The organism is Nocardia sp. NPDC006630 (genome assembly GCF_040611495.1).
Taxonomy (GTDB): domain Bacteria; phylum Actinomycetota; class Actinomycetes; order Mycobacteriales; family Mycobacteriaceae; genus Nocardia.
This window is the reverse complement of sequence record NZ_JBEXOK010000018.1, coordinates 105391-117721: the sequence shown is the minus strand read 5'-3', so window position 1 is coordinate 117721 and position 12331 is coordinate 105391. Positions and strand designations below refer to the sequence as shown.

Sequence of the window (12331 nt, the reverse complement as noted above, 5' to 3'; positions counted from 1 at the left end):
CCCCCTCGTCATCCCGGCACCGCCCCCTCGCCATCCGACACTGCCCCCTCGCCATCCCGGCACCGCCCCCTCGTCATCCCGGCACCGCCCCCTCGTCATCCCGGCACCGCCCCCTCGTCATCCCGGCACCGCCCCCTCGTCATCCCGGCATGCTTTTGGCCGGGATCCGCGCCCACGGCGCATGTCCCTCAGGTGTGGATCCCGGCCAAAAGCGCGCCGGGATGACGGGGGCGGAGTTCAGTTCGGTTGGGCGGCTGTGGATTTGCGGGCGGTGGTGAGGATTGCGGCGATTACGGGGTCGGATTCCGCCGCTTCGGCGAGGGCGGCGGTGAGGGTTTCGTCGTAGGTGGGGACGGCCTGCTGGTAGCGGGTGCGGCCGGTGTCGGTGAGGACGGTGTAGACGCCGCGTTTGTCGTCGGGGCAGAGGTCTCGGTAGGTGAGGTCGGCGGTGTTGAGGCGGGTGACCAGGCGGGTGACCGAGCTTTGATTGAGGCCCAGTTTGGCGGCCAGATCCTGCATGCGGAGTTCGTTGTCGGGCGCCTCGTCGAGGAAGACCAGGGCGCGGTATTCGGAGAGACCCAGGCCGTGGCTGCGCTGCAATGCGGTGGTCAGGCGGGTTTCGACGTGGGCGTGCAGGGTGAGCATGCGGTTCCACATCTGCGGATCGCCGGCCACTTCGGTGGGGCTGACACGGGATGGCATGGGGCTCCTCGATTTCCGCCGGGCGGGGGTTGACACGAGTTTACTTGTACATGCATGCTTCTTGCTACAAAGAACTTGCATATACATGCAACTACTGAATCTGGAGTCTCCCATGGCATGGGTTTACTTGCTGATCGCTTCGGTGTTCGAGGTGGTATTCGCCTTGGGCACCAATGCGACTCACGGTTTCACAGTGCTCGGACCCTCGGTGCTGACCGCTCTTGCCGCGGCGGGCGGGATCTTCTTCCTGAGCCTGGCGCTGAAATCGCTCGATGTGGGTGTCGGCTACACGGTATGGACCGGAATCGGATCCGTGGGCACCGTCATCCTCGGGTCGATCGTCTTCCACGAGGAGGTGACGCCCGCGAAGGTGGCGGCATTCGTACTGATCATCGGCGGTGTGCTCGGCCTAAAGGTGGCCGACAAGCTCGCGCAGTCGAGCGCCGCCTAGTTCTCTTCACACACAACAGCTTTCGAGGAGTGCCGTCATGGCTTGGGGTTATCTACTCATCGCCGCCGTATTCGAAATCGCGTTCGCACTGGGGACCAATGCCACCAAGGGATTCACCCGGCTGTGGCCGTCGGTGTTCACCCTGCTGGCCGCGGCGGGCGGGATATTCATGTTGAGCCTGGCGTTGCGGACGCTGGATGTCGGTGTGGGGTACACGGTCTGGACCGGGATCGGATCGATCGGCACGGTGGTGCTCGGCGCGCTGATCTACAAGGAGAAGATCACGGTACCGAAGCTCATCTCGTTCGCCGCCATCATCGCGGGCGCGATCACACTGCGCATCGCCTCGGGCGGATAGCCGAATCCCGCTCACGCACCGCGGAGTTCGCGCTCCGCGGTGCGCAGCACCATCAGGAAGCCCTGATGAATCGCGGGCAGAAACAGATACGTGCACAACCCCGGCAGTACCGGCGAGGCGATCTCGAAGGTCGAGAACCAGCGCACCCGGGTGCCGCGCGCAACCTTCTTGAAGGCGATGAATCCTTCCTGATGCCGCAGCGGCGGAACAGATTTCAGTAGCCGATAGCGCATGATCTCGTTCGGCTTGTACTCGACGATCTCCTCGGTGAGCCGGATGAGCGGTGTGACGATCAGCCGCACCGCACCCTCACCGTGACCCGCGGTATTACCCGGACGTACCAGGGTGACCCGGCGCACCAGTGGAACCCGTTGATAATTGGTGGCGTCGGTCAGCCAATCGAAGACATCGGGCAGGGGTGCTCGGATGGTGCGCTCAACATCGACCGTGCGCATGCCGGCTCCGTTCTGATCTCGCCCGAACCTCTGGGCAGCCTACGAGATCCTACGGTCGGGCGGCGAAATAAACAGGCCACAGTTGGGTAACTGCGTACCGAACCATGCACACCGAATCAAATGAGCGCCTTGTGCTTTCGTAGCCTGCGGCGCACATCACCCATCATCGACCGGGTACCCGCGTTGCGAATGAACCTGGGTATGAAGCGATTGACGAAGCCCACGAAGAGGAACAGATTCTCGAAGCGGCGCTGATCGGTCGCGGTCCACTCGACGCCCATCAGGTCGCGGAAGTGCGGCGCCAGGAAGCCCGCGGTGAGGAAGCGCAGCAGACCGCCGAAGAACAATCGCAGGTACCAGTGGATCATTCGCAGATGCAGTAGATCGTCGACGTAGGCGCGCACCTTGTCGTCGACGATGGACTGCTCGACCGCCAGGTTCCAGTACTCGCCGAATTCGGCACGGGTCGCGGGCCACATCTCCTCGGTGACCTGCAAGGTCGTACCCAGCGGGGACGAAGTCCGGTAGAAGTCCTCGGCCTGCTCCGGACTCATCTTGCCGTTCAGCAGCTGGTAGGAATCCTCGAAGCCGACGTACAGGCAGGCCGCGACCCACAGCTGCAGATCGCGGTCGAAGGCGTTGTACTTCACGGCCGCGCCGGGCTCCGATTTCACCTGGCGGTGCGCCACATTCACCGCCTCCCGGAAGGCCACCCGCTCCTGCGGCGTGCCCAGAATGGCGACCGCGAGATAGGACGCCGTGGTGCGCAGGCGTTTCCAGGGATGCACCATGAGCGCGCCGGATTCCACCCGGCTGTCGGCGACGCCGTGGCCGACGCCGGGGCGGGTCATCTGCATGGCGACATTCGCCGCCGCGCCGGCGAATTGCCAGAAGTCGAGGGCGTCTGCCAGCGCGGGCGGGCGCTTGGTCTGCGAGCGATGAATTCCGGGGATGTGCACGCGGGTCTGCTCGGTCGTCAATGAGCCGGATCCCGCCCCTCCGGGGAACGACCCCGTGCCGTCGGGGAACGACCCCGCGCCCCGCGGGAACGACTCGAAGGGCTGCGCCGCCGCCGATGTCATGGCTTTCCTTTCGCACTGAAGTGCTGAATGCTCCATAACTTAGAACCCGAGGCAGACTCGGTCAATAGCCATTTTCCGCCACAAACATGCAGAGCATGAAGTGTGAATCCGGTTTCCGAAAACGCGCCGAGTATCGAAGAATCATGAGTAACATACGCCGTTGCGGCCCGTCACTCGATCCGATGGGCCGCGGTCAAGGAAGGAATCTGCGCACATGCTGCAACGGCTGGATCGCATCCTGAGCTATGAGATGAAGGTTTCCGAGTTCCTCGGAACTCTCGTCCTGCTCGGCATCCCCTACGGGCTCGTCGGGGTCATCTGGACGCTCACGCACACCTCGCATCTGAAGCAGTTGCACGGCATCGACGTGATCGTCTCGTTCCTGGGATCGATCGTGTGCTGGCCGGTGCTCACCTTCTCGAATGTGTGCATGACGTAATGATGATTCTGGTCTGGCTCATCGACCTTCTCGTCATGGGAATCAAGGTGCTCGGTGGGCGTACGAAGGTGAATCCCGTTCTCCGCCTCGCACTCTGGACGGCCGTGCTCAGCACCTTCGCCGCCGGCGTCGCGGTACTGGGCTTTCTGCTGGTGCTGCTGCAGCACCATCTCCACAACCTCGCGTAAGGGGTGCGACGTTGACCACCACCGAAAAGCCGCGCAGTCGCGTCGGGCCACCGGTCCCGGAACACGGTGAGCTCGCGCGGATCGGCGCGAGTCTCGCCGGACTCTGGCGCCGCCATCCACAGCAGTCGCTGGAGACCCTCGGCCGGCAGGTGCTGCTGGGCCGGGAAGCCCTGCTGCAGTTGATCGTTTCTCTTGTCCGGCGGCGCTTTCCGTATCGGGAGTTCATCAAGCAGTGCGCCTTCATGACGAGTGTGTCGGCCGCACCGACCGTACTGGTCGCGATTCCCATCGCGGTGGTGGTCTCGATTCAGGTGGGTGCGCTGGTGAACCAGGTCGGTGCGACCACCTTCATCGGCGCGGTCGCCGGGCTGGGCATCATCCGGCAGGGTGCGCCGCTGGTCACCTCGCTCATGATCGCGGGCGCCGTCGGGTCGGCCATTACCGCCGATCTCGGCTCCCGGACCATTCGCGAGGAGATCGACGCCATGATGGTGATGGGCGTGGATCCGGTGCGGCGCCTGGTGGCGCCGCGGCTGCTGGCGGCGGTGCTGGTGAGCATGCTGCTGTGCGGGTTCATCGTCTTCGTAGGCTTCGGCACCGCCTATATGTTCAATGTGTACGCGCAGCAGGGAACTCCGGGTTCGTTCATCGGATCGTTCGCCTCGTTCGCGGTCGCGAATGACCTCGTCATAGCGCTGGTGAAGGCCGCCATCTTCGGAGTGCTCACGGCAATCATCGCCTGCGACACCGGATTACACGCGCACGGCGGCCCCGGAGGCGTTGCCAATGCGGTGAATTCGGCGGTGGTCAGTTCCGCGCTCATGCTCTTCGCCACCAATGTCATTCTGACGCAGCTCTACAACACCTTCTTCCCGACGAAGGTGGTGTGAGATGGGCAGCACCTACACTCCCCCCGCGCTCAGACCGGTACGGATGGCGAGCAATGCGCTGGCCGCGCCGATCAAGGCGAATCAGCGACTCGGGCATCAGACGATCACGTTCTTCCAGGCCCTGATCGCGATTCCGTTCGTGCTCAGGCACTATCGCAAGGAGGTACTGCGGCTGACCGCCGACGTCGGCTGGGGCAATGGTTCGCTCATCGTGGGCGGCGGCACCATCGGCATCGTGGTGGCACTGTGCGGATTCGCCGGCATCACCGTCGGCATGGAGTCGTTCACGGCGCTGAATCTGCTGACCATGAGCCCGCTCACCGGCGCGATCTCCGGCTTCGCCACCACGCGTGAGCTCGCGCCCATCATCGCCACGCTGGCCTTCGCCATTCAGGCCGGCTGCCGGTTCACCGCACAGCTGGGCGCCATGCGCATCTCCGAGGAGATCGACGCGCTGGAATCCATTGCCATTCGGCCGCTTCCGTATCTGGTGAGCACCCGGATGATCGCCTCGACGCTCACCATCATCCCGCTCTACAGCGTGGGCCTGGCGGTGGCGTATCTGGCGACCAAGTTGTCGGTGCTCTTCCTGGGCGGCACCACCTCGGGCACCTACGACCACTACTTCTTCCAGTTCCTGCTGGGTCCGGACGTGTTCTGGTCGCTGCTCAAAGTCATGATCTTCGTGATGATCTCGACGTTCATCCAGTGCTACTACGGCTATATCGCCTCGGGCGGGCCGGAGGGTGTCGGGGTGGCGGCCGGACGGGCCATCAAGATGGTCATCGTCGTCATGGTGTTCGTGAATCTGTTTCTCACCCTTGCCATCTGGGGCATCGACCCCGGCTTCCGGATTTCGGGGTAGGCGAATATGTTGCTCGATCCGAGTGGGCGCGGGCCCACGGCCCGGCAGCTGTCGCTGGCCGGTCTGGCCATGATGACCGCGCTGGCCCTGCTGCTGTACCTGCTGACGCTGCGCTACAACGGGCGTTTCGAAGACAAGGTGCCGGTCACCGCACTGCTCACCAGTACCGGCGACGGCCTGCCCGCCCGCGCCGATGTGAAGTTCCGCGGCATGGTGGTCGGCCGCGTCGAATCCGTCGAGGTCATGGCCAGGGGGGAACGGCAGCAGGCGCGCTTGGTGCTGAAACCCGCTGCGGCGGGCACTATTCCGGCGAACGTCGCGGCTCGGGTGATCCCGAACAATATCTTCGGCGTGACCGCCGTCGAGCTGGTCGATACCGCACCCACCCAGCAGACCCTGCATGCCGGCGCCACCATTCCGGAGGACACCAGCGCGGGCACGGTCCAATTGCAGACCACCCTGAATGTGCTGCGCAATGTGCTGCAGAACATTCAGCCGGAGAAGCTCGGCCGGGTGCTGGGCACGCTGTCCGCGGCGCTGGATCCGCAGTCGCGGGTGCCGGGCTCGACCATCGAGCGACTCGACAATTGGATGACCGAGGTCCATGCCATTCCCGGCATCGGCAATATGCTCGGCGATCTCGGGCGGGCCGCCACGGCGCTGAGCGTCTCCGCACCGGATCTCGTGGGGATGCTGGCGAAATCGGTGACGACCGCGCGCACGCTCACCGAGCAGCGCGCGAATCTGGTCGCACTGCTGACCACCGGCGGCGCCACGCTGGACCAGGTCAATGCGCTCTTCGCCCGCAATCCCGATTCCGGCAAGTTCCTGGTGTCGGGCCTGGATCAGCTCTTCGGCTCACTGGCCCAGGACCCGCAGGCCATTCCCTATACGGTCGCCAATCTCAATACCGCGCTACAGCGATTGCAGGGCGCGTTCAGCTTCGGTCCCAAGAAGCAGATGGTGTGGAAGATGGATGTGACCTTCACGCCGTTCCAGCAGTACACGGCCAAGGATTGCCCGCACTACGGCGATCAGGCGGGACCACGCTGCGGCGGTGCCACCGTGCCGGAAGTCGCTCCGGCACAGCAGTATCCGCAGCAGTTGCAGCCGCAGCATCTCGACGCCGCCGGACCGGCTCCGGTGACATTGCCGGGGGCGAATGCGCCGGGCATCCCCGGGTTGCCGAGCATTCCGGGACTGTCACTGCCGAACCTGCCCGCGATTCCGGGACTGCCGTCCATACCCGGTATCACCGCTCCGGCGGCTCTGAACGAATCCTCGCCTGCCACAGCACAACCCGCAGGACTGCGGGGCAGTGCCGCGGTGGCCGCACTGGTCGGCGGCAGGCCCACCGCGGCTCAGCTGCTACTGCTCGGCCCCGTACTGGCCGGTGGGTCGCTGGTGCCGTCCGAGTCCGGAGGTGCCGCATGAAATCCGGAAAGTCCCTGGCGGGCTTCAGTCTCTTCGCGATTGTCGCGGTGCTGCTGACCTACACCATCTGGTCCACCCTGCAGCGGTCCGTGCCGGGTAGCACCGCCAATTACTCCGCCGTCTTCTCCGATGTCCTGGGCCTGCGCGTCGGTGACGACGTCCGCATGGCCGGGGTGCGGGTCGGGCGGGTGGACAAGATCGAATTCGGCGATGAGTACCGCGCCCGGGTGGCCCTGCGCATCCAGGACGATCAACATCTGAGCACCACGACGAAGGCGCTGGTCAGGTATCAGAATCTCATCGGACAGCGCTATATCGCACTGATGCCGGGGAAGGATGCCGGGCAGCTGCTCGCACCGGGCGGGCAGATCCCGCTGGAGCACACCGAGCCGTCGTTCGATGTCTCCACCCTGCTGTCCGGGTTCGAGCCGCTGTTCAGTGTGCTGCAACCGGATCAGATCAACTCGCTGTCGGAGACGCTCATTCAGGCGCTGCAGGGCAATGGGGTATCACTGAGCGCGCTGGTCACTCAGGCCGCACAGCTGGCGAGCACCTTCGGGCAGCGCGATCAGATTCTCGGCGATGTGGTGTCCAATCTCAGCAGTGTGGTCTCGGGTCTGGCCCATCGCAGCGGCGAGCTGGAAACCCTGATCACTCAGACCCGGGCGCTGACCGAGGCGCTGTATTCACAGGGCGAATCACTGAAGAGTTCGGTGGATCATGTTGCCACCGCGACGGATTCGCTGGTCGGGATCGTCGCCCAGGTCAAGCCCGGCATGGCGCAGGCGCAGACCGATGCCACCAGCGGGATCGCCCTGCTGCTGACCAATGGCGCGTCGCTGGATCGGGCCGCCGTGCAATTGCCCGACTTCCTCAATGGGGTCGCCCGTTTCAGCAGTTACGGCGCGTACGGCAATGCGTACATCTGCCGCCTGGATGTGTCGCTGTGGGGTGTTGCCCTGCCGCCGGGAGTGTTCTCGCAAATCGGCGGACCCGCTCAATCGGAGGTGTGCCGGTAATGAAACGACTACGACTACCCGCGATCCGGTACCCCGGATTTCTGCGCAATCGCTCTCTGCGACTCGGGCTGTACGCGTCCGGATTCGTAGCGCTGCTGCTCATCGGCTCGACGGCATTCAGTCAGGCACGCCTGGGCGACAAGACGATTCACGCCGAATTCGCGCAGGCCGCCGGGCTGCGACCGGGTGCGACCGTGGACATCTCCGGTATCGAGGTCGGCTCGGTCACCGCCGTCAAGCTCGACAACGGCAAAGTGCTGGTGGATCTGAAGGTGCACCGTGATGTGCACCTGGGCGCGGATGCGAAGGCCGCGATCAAGATGTCCACCATCCTGGGCCGGCTGCATGTGGACCTGACGCCGGGCAAGGGAAAAGCACTGTCCGGTGATCGGATCAAGCTCGAAAACACCACTGTCCCTTACAACCTCGGCAAAGTCATTCAGGATCCGCAGTACAAGTCCTCGTTCGAGCACATCGAGCGCATCGACCCGCAGAAGCTGCGGCAGGCGCTGGACGTGGTCGATCAGCAGATGGGCAGCTCCCCCGAACTGGCGGTGCAGGCGCTCGACAGCGTCGGCGCGCTGGCCAAGGTCATCAATGATCGGCGGGACGAGGTGGACAGCCTGCTCAAGGGCATGGATACGGTGTCGCAGCTGGCGGCCGACAATCAGAACAGCGTGCTCCTGCTGCTGACCCGCGGTGAGGCCATCGGCACGGCGGTGCAGCAGCGGCAGACGCTGCTGAAACAGCTGCTCGACAATGTGGCGTCGCTGTCGCAGCTGCTGCAGCAGATGGGCCTGGAGAACAACGGCCAGCTGGGGCCGCTCATCGGCAATCTCAACACCATGTCCCAGGGCCTGGAGAAGAACAAGGCCAATCTGGACCGGCTGTACGAGATCATGCCGGTCGCCCTGCGGCAGTTCAACAATGTGCTCGGCAACGGACCGTACGGGGATGTGTACGCGCCCTGGATCTTCCCGGACAACTGGTTGTGCTTCGCGCAGGCCGTGAGTGGGTGCAAATAATGAAACTCCGTCTGATTGCCAAGCTTGCCGCGATCTGCGTGGTGGCGACGGTCGGATCGGGCTGTTCGCTCCTGCCCGCGAGCCTGACCGCACTGCCCGAGGAGTACCTGGGCAATCGCATGCGCATTACCGCGGACTTCGAGAATGTGGCCGGACTCTATGCGGGCAACGAGGTTTCGGTGCTCGGGGTGCCGATCGGCGATGTCGAATCCGTGACGGCCGAGGGCAGCTATGTGCGGGTTGTCATGTCGGTCGACCGCGATGTGAAGATTCCGGCGGATGCCATTGCGGCGCTGGTGAATCCGCAGTTGATCACCAATCGCCACGTGGAGCTGGCGCCGGCCTATACCGGCGACGGTCCGACGCTCGGCGACAATGCCTATATTCCGAAGGAACGCACCAGGGTTCCGGTGGAACTGGATCGGATTCTGGCGAATTTCGATCAGCTCGGTGCGGCGCTGAAGGGCGACAACCAGACCGGGCCGATGGCCAGCCGGGTGCTGTTCCCGCTGTTGAACGGCAATGGCGATCGGCTGCGGGGCACCCTGGACGCACTGTCCTCGGCGTTCGAGGTGACCTTCGCGAACAAGGATCAGATCTCCAACACCATCATCAAACTCAATGACGTCACCCAGGTCATCGCGTCCAATGATCAGACGGTGCGCGATTTCAGCGGGCGGCTCACCGATCTGGTGAACCTCATGGGTGAGCAGGCGCCGGGTTTGCAGGCGGTACTGCGGCAGCTCGACGACTTCGTCACCAACACAGCGACTTTGGTGGGCGACAATAAGGACCAGCTGGCGGGTGCGCTCACCAGGTTCGTCGCGATCACCAACCAGATGCGCACCAATGCACGGGGTCTCACCGAAATCGTCGATGTCGCGCCGCTGCTGTTCCAGAACATCTCCAATGCCACCAGCCGGGAGCATCAGGCGCTGCGCCTGCACGGACTGCTGGACAAATCCGTGCTGGACAGTGAGGTGCTCTCGACCTTCTGCCAGCGGCTGCTCATCCGCTCCGATGGCTGCCGCACCGGCAGGGTCGAGGACTTCGGGCCGGACTTCGGACTCACCGCCGCCCTGCTCGGGATTGCGAATCCACAATGACCAGAAGACATGTGCGCTCACTCGCCGTTGCCGCACTGACCACCGCCGCCCTCACCGGCGCGACGAGCTGTGCGGTCACCGTGGATCAGGTGCCGCTGCCCAAGCCCGGTATCGGCGGGCCCGGCTACACCATTCACGCCACTTTCAATGACGCCCTGAACCTGCCGGACCGGGCGCACGTGAAGATCGGCGGCACCGATATCGGCGTGGTCACCAAGATCAAGACGACCAATTACATCGCCGATATCCAGATGCTGATTCGCAAGGACATCCAGCTGCCGCACGGCACCACCGCCGAACTGCGGCAGGCCACTCCGCTCGGCGATATGTTCGTGGCCATGTCGCTGCCCTCGGCGCAGGAGGCCGGGGAGCCGCTGCGCGAGGGCGAGACCATCGGCGCCGATCACACCTCGGCCGGGGCCTCGGTGGAACAGCTCATGATGTCGATCTCGCTGCTGCTCAATGGCGGTGGCATCAATCAGGCGGCGAAGATCACCAGTCAGATGGACTCCATGTTCGCCGGGCGCGCGCCCGAGCTGTCGCATCTCATCACCGAAATGACCAGTGTCATCACGGCATTGAACAATCGCACCGGCGATATCGACAATGTGCTCGGCGGCATGAACACGCTCACCGGCGAATTGGCCCGGCGCAAGGCCGAACTCGGCCAGGCCGCCGATACCTTCCCGCAGCTGATCGGGCTCTTCACCGAGAACAATCAGAAGATCGTGGATCTGCTGAACAAGGTGTCCACCACCATGCAGGCGCTCGGCGACTTCTCCGATACGACCGGACCGCAATTCGTGAGTCTCTTCAACAGCATTCAGGCGCTCATGTCCGGGTTCACCCGGATGGGCGACAATCTGAACGGCACCCTCGATGGGCTGGACAAGCTCTATCCCTCGCTCATGGCCAGCTTCCGGGGGCCGACGCTCGCGGTCGCGGCGACGGTCTCGTACCTGAGCATCGGTGCGCTCAGCGATCCCAGTGGTAGTCGCTGGCCGGAGCTCGGCGATGCCGGGCAGTTCATCGGCAGTCTGACGCAGGTGCTGGAGAAGGTGTTCGGGCGGCTCACCAGTCCCCCCGGACAGCCCGATGCGGCGCCCGCGCCCGCACCCGCACCGGGGGGCGATCGGTGAATTCCCCTCTGTGGCTGTGGATTCTGCGTCGTCGCATCGGCATCGCCAATCTGGGCCTGGTCGCCGTGCTGATTGTGGGCTGCGGCTATATCGGCGGATATGTGCTGCGGTTCAATCCGATTCCGCATACCTACGATGTGACAGTCGAATTCGCCACCGCCGGCGGCCTCGCGGCCGGCAATGACGTGAACTTCCGCGGCGTGCGGGTCGGGAAGGTCAGTTCTGTCGAGGCGTCCGGGGACGGCGTCGCGGCCATTGCCGAAATCGATGATTCGGCAAGGATTCCCGTGGGCGGCACCGTGGCCATCGGGCGGTTGTCGGCGGCGGGTGAGCAGTACCTGGACTTCCGGCCGGACTCCGATACCGGGCCCTATCTGCACGGCGGTTCGGTGGTCGAGCGCGCCGGAACCACTGTGCCGGTGCAGATTCAGTCGGTGTTCGCGAATCTGGGCAATCTCATCGGCGGGATGAATCCGGATCGGCTGAACGTCATTATCGACGAGCTCGACAAGGCGCTGGCGGGTGGTCCGGATCGGCTGCGCAATATGATCTCCGGGCTCAGCCGGGCCATGTCGGGGCTCACCGATCTGCTGCCGCAGACCCGGCAGCTCATCGAGAATCTCGAGGTCATCGCCGATACCACCCAGCACGCACAGCCGGATCTGAGCACGCTCACCAAGGCGGGCAGTGCGCTGTTCGATCAAATGACCGCGGCCGATCAGGAATTGCGCACGCTGCTGCAGCAGGGACCGGGGCAGCTCGATACCTTCGGCGACTTCCTGTCCCGGACCCAGGACCCGATGACGGATCTGGTCACCAATTTTGTGGCCGTCACCAAGGCCGCCAAACTGCGGGCCCCGGCGATTGCCGCACTCTTTCCCGCACTGCGGGTGGGCTCGGAGGCGCTGGGCATTCCGGCGCACGACGGCGCGTACAACACGCTGGTCGATCCGTGGCCGCGGCCGACCTGCGAATACGACACCATCCCGGTGGTTCCCACCGACGCGCAGGTCGATACCCGGGTGCGGCTCTACAACTACTGCGTCACCAGCAATCCGGCACTGCAGGTCCGCGGCTCGGCCAATGCGCCACGACCGGATGTGCCCGACAACGGCGCGAGCGCCCCGCCCGGTGTCACCGGCAATGAACTCTCCCAGCCCGTACCCACCCGATAGGAA

At 64.5% G+C, this 12331-nt stretch carries 15 protein-coding genes; 12 read left to right on the top strand and 3 right to left on the bottom strand.

Features of this window, described 5'->3' with window-relative positions; genetic code table 11:
* Nucleotides 1–237 precede the first annotated feature (237 nt).
* Nucleotides 238–702: a MarR family transcriptional regulator gene (locus ABZX86_RS37765; RefSeq protein ID WP_355130858.1), complete on the bottom strand. Its 465-nt coding sequence runs from the start codon at nt 700–702 to the stop codon at nt 238–240.
* Nucleotides 703–814: 112 nt separating this feature from the next.
* Between ABZX86_RS37765 and ABZX86_RS37760 the strand changes: the two genes are divergently transcribed.
* Together ABZX86_RS37760 and ABZX86_RS37755 are read left to right on the top strand one after the other, a co-directional pair.
* Entirely contained in the window at nt 815–1153 is a 339-nt protein-coding gene (locus ABZX86_RS37760; protein WP_355130856.1) for a multidrug efflux SMR transporter, read from the top strand.
* A 37-nt stretch (nt 1154–1190) separates the two neighbouring features.
* Nucleotides 1191–1511, top strand: coding sequence for a multidrug efflux SMR transporter (locus ABZX86_RS37755; protein ID WP_327142310.1), 321 nt, complete (start codon nt 1191–1193; stop codon nt 1509–1511).
* Nucleotides 1512–1522: 11 nt separating this feature from the next.
* Here the strand turns inward: ABZX86_RS37755 and ABZX86_RS37750 are convergent, their stop codons facing one another.
* Both ABZX86_RS37750 and ABZX86_RS37745 read right to left on the bottom strand, forming a co-directional pair.
* Nucleotides 1523–1966, bottom strand: a complete 444-nt coding sequence (locus ABZX86_RS37750; RefSeq protein WP_355130854.1) for an SRPBCC family protein — start codon at nt 1964–1966, stop codon at nt 1523–1525.
* Between the two features lie 116 nt (nt 1967–2082).
* On the bottom strand, nt 2083–3048 hold the full coding sequence (locus tag ABZX86_RS37745) for an oxygenase MpaB family protein (protein WP_355130852.1): 966 nt from the start codon (nt 3046–3048) through the stop codon (nt 2083–2085).
* Between the two features lie 214 nt (nt 3049–3262).
* On the opposite strand from ABZX86_RS37745, the gene ABZX86_RS37740 reads away from it, so the two are divergent.
* The 10 genes from ABZX86_RS37740 (at nt 3263) to ABZX86_RS37695 (ending at nt 12328) form a co-directional block, all read left to right on the top strand.
* A complete protein-coding gene (locus ABZX86_RS37740) occupies nt 3263–3487 on the top strand; it encodes a hypothetical protein (RefSeq protein WP_355130850.1) in 225 nt (74 codons plus the stop codon).
* Entirely contained in the window at nt 3487–3675 is a 189-nt protein-coding gene (locus ABZX86_RS37735) for a hypothetical protein (RefSeq protein WP_355130848.1), read from the top strand. The genes ABZX86_RS37740 and ABZX86_RS37735 overlap by 1 nt, the downstream gene beginning before the upstream one ends.
* Before the next feature lie 80 nt (nt 3676–3755).
* Nucleotides 3756–4565 carry an ABC transporter permease gene (locus ABZX86_RS37730; protein ID WP_355130890.1) on the top strand — a complete coding sequence of 270 codons (810 nt, stop codon included), beginning with the start codon at nt 3756–3758 and terminating at the stop codon, nt 4563–4565.
* Nucleotide 4566: 1 nt separating this feature from the next.
* Nucleotides 4567–5430: an ABC transporter permease gene (locus tag ABZX86_RS37725; protein ID WP_355130846.1), complete on the top strand. Its 864-nt coding sequence runs from the start codon at nt 4567–4569 to the stop codon at nt 5428–5430.
* A 6-nt stretch (nt 5431–5436) separates the two neighbouring features.
* Entirely contained in the window at nt 5437–6864 is a 1428-nt protein-coding gene (locus tag ABZX86_RS37720) for an MCE family protein (protein WP_355130844.1), read from the top strand.
* A complete protein-coding gene (locus ABZX86_RS37715) occupies nt 6861–7883 on the top strand; it encodes an MlaD family protein (RefSeq protein WP_355130842.1) in 1023 nt (340 codons plus the stop codon). Before ABZX86_RS37720 ends, ABZX86_RS37715 begins: the two co-directional genes overlap by 4 nt.
* Nucleotides 7883–8908: an MCE family protein gene (locus tag ABZX86_RS37710; RefSeq protein WP_355130840.1), complete on the top strand. Its 1026-nt coding sequence runs from the start codon at nt 7883–7885 to the stop codon at nt 8906–8908. The genes ABZX86_RS37715 and ABZX86_RS37710 overlap by 1 nt, the downstream gene beginning before the upstream one ends.
* Entirely contained in the window at nt 8908–10014 is a 1107-nt protein-coding gene (locus ABZX86_RS37705; RefSeq protein WP_355130838.1) for an MCE family protein, read from the top strand. The genes ABZX86_RS37710 and ABZX86_RS37705 overlap by 1 nt, the downstream gene beginning before the upstream one ends.
* On the top strand, nt 10011–11153 hold the full coding sequence (locus ABZX86_RS37700; protein WP_355130836.1) for an MCE family protein: 1143 nt from the start codon (nt 10011–10013) through the stop codon (nt 11151–11153). The genes ABZX86_RS37705 and ABZX86_RS37700 overlap by 4 nt, the downstream gene beginning before the upstream one ends.
* Nucleotides 11150–12328, top strand: a complete 1179-nt coding sequence (locus ABZX86_RS37695; RefSeq protein ID WP_355130834.1) for an MlaD family protein — start codon at nt 11150–11152, stop codon at nt 12326–12328. The genes ABZX86_RS37700 and ABZX86_RS37695 overlap by 4 nt, the downstream gene beginning before the upstream one ends.
* Nucleotides 12329–12331 lie beyond the last annotated feature (3 nt).

Bases quoted from the DNA above. Each gene is read 5' to 3' on its own strand.
- ABZX86_RS37765 (WP_355130858.1), bottom strand. From the start codon at position 702: ATGCCATCCCGTGTCAGCCCCACCGAAGTGGCCGGCGATCCGCAGATG.
- ABZX86_RS37760 (WP_355130856.1), top strand. From the start codon at position 815: ATGGCATGGGTTTACTTGCTGATCGCTTCGGTGTTCGAGGTGGTATTC.
- ABZX86_RS37755 (WP_327142310.1), top strand. From the start codon at position 1,191: ATGGCTTGGGGTTATCTACTCATCGCCGCCGTATTCGAAATCGCGTTC.
- ABZX86_RS37750 (WP_355130854.1), bottom strand. From the start codon at position 1,966: ATGCGCACGGTCGATGTTGAGCGCACCATCCGAGCACCCCTGCCCGAT.
- ABZX86_RS37745 (WP_355130852.1), bottom strand. From the start codon at position 3,048: ATGACATCGGCGGCGGCGCAGCCCTTCGAGTCGTTCCCGCGGGGCGCG.
- ABZX86_RS37740 (WP_355130850.1), top strand. From the start codon at position 3,263: ATGCTGCAACGGCTGGATCGCATCCTGAGCTATGAGATGAAGGTTTCC.
- ABZX86_RS37735 (WP_355130848.1), top strand. From the start codon at position 3,487: ATGATGATTCTGGTCTGGCTCATCGACCTTCTCGTCATGGGAATCAAG.
- ABZX86_RS37725 (WP_355130846.1), top strand. From the start codon at position 4,567: ATGGGCAGCACCTACACTCCCCCCGCGCTCAGACCGGTACGGATGGCG.
- ABZX86_RS37720 (WP_355130844.1), top strand. From the start codon at position 5,437: ATGTTGCTCGATCCGAGTGGGCGCGGGCCCACGGCCCGGCAGCTGTCG.
- ABZX86_RS37715 (WP_355130842.1), top strand. From the start codon at position 6,861: ATGAAATCCGGAAAGTCCCTGGCGGGCTTCAGTCTCTTCGCGATTGTC.
- ABZX86_RS37710 (WP_355130840.1), top strand. From the start codon at position 7,883: ATGAAACGACTACGACTACCCGCGATCCGGTACCCCGGATTTCTGCGC.
- ABZX86_RS37705 (WP_355130838.1), top strand. From the start codon at position 8,908: ATGAAACTCCGTCTGATTGCCAAGCTTGCCGCGATCTGCGTGGTGGCG.
- ABZX86_RS37700 (WP_355130836.1), top strand. From the start codon at position 10,011: ATGACCAGAAGACATGTGCGCTCACTCGCCGTTGCCGCACTGACCACC.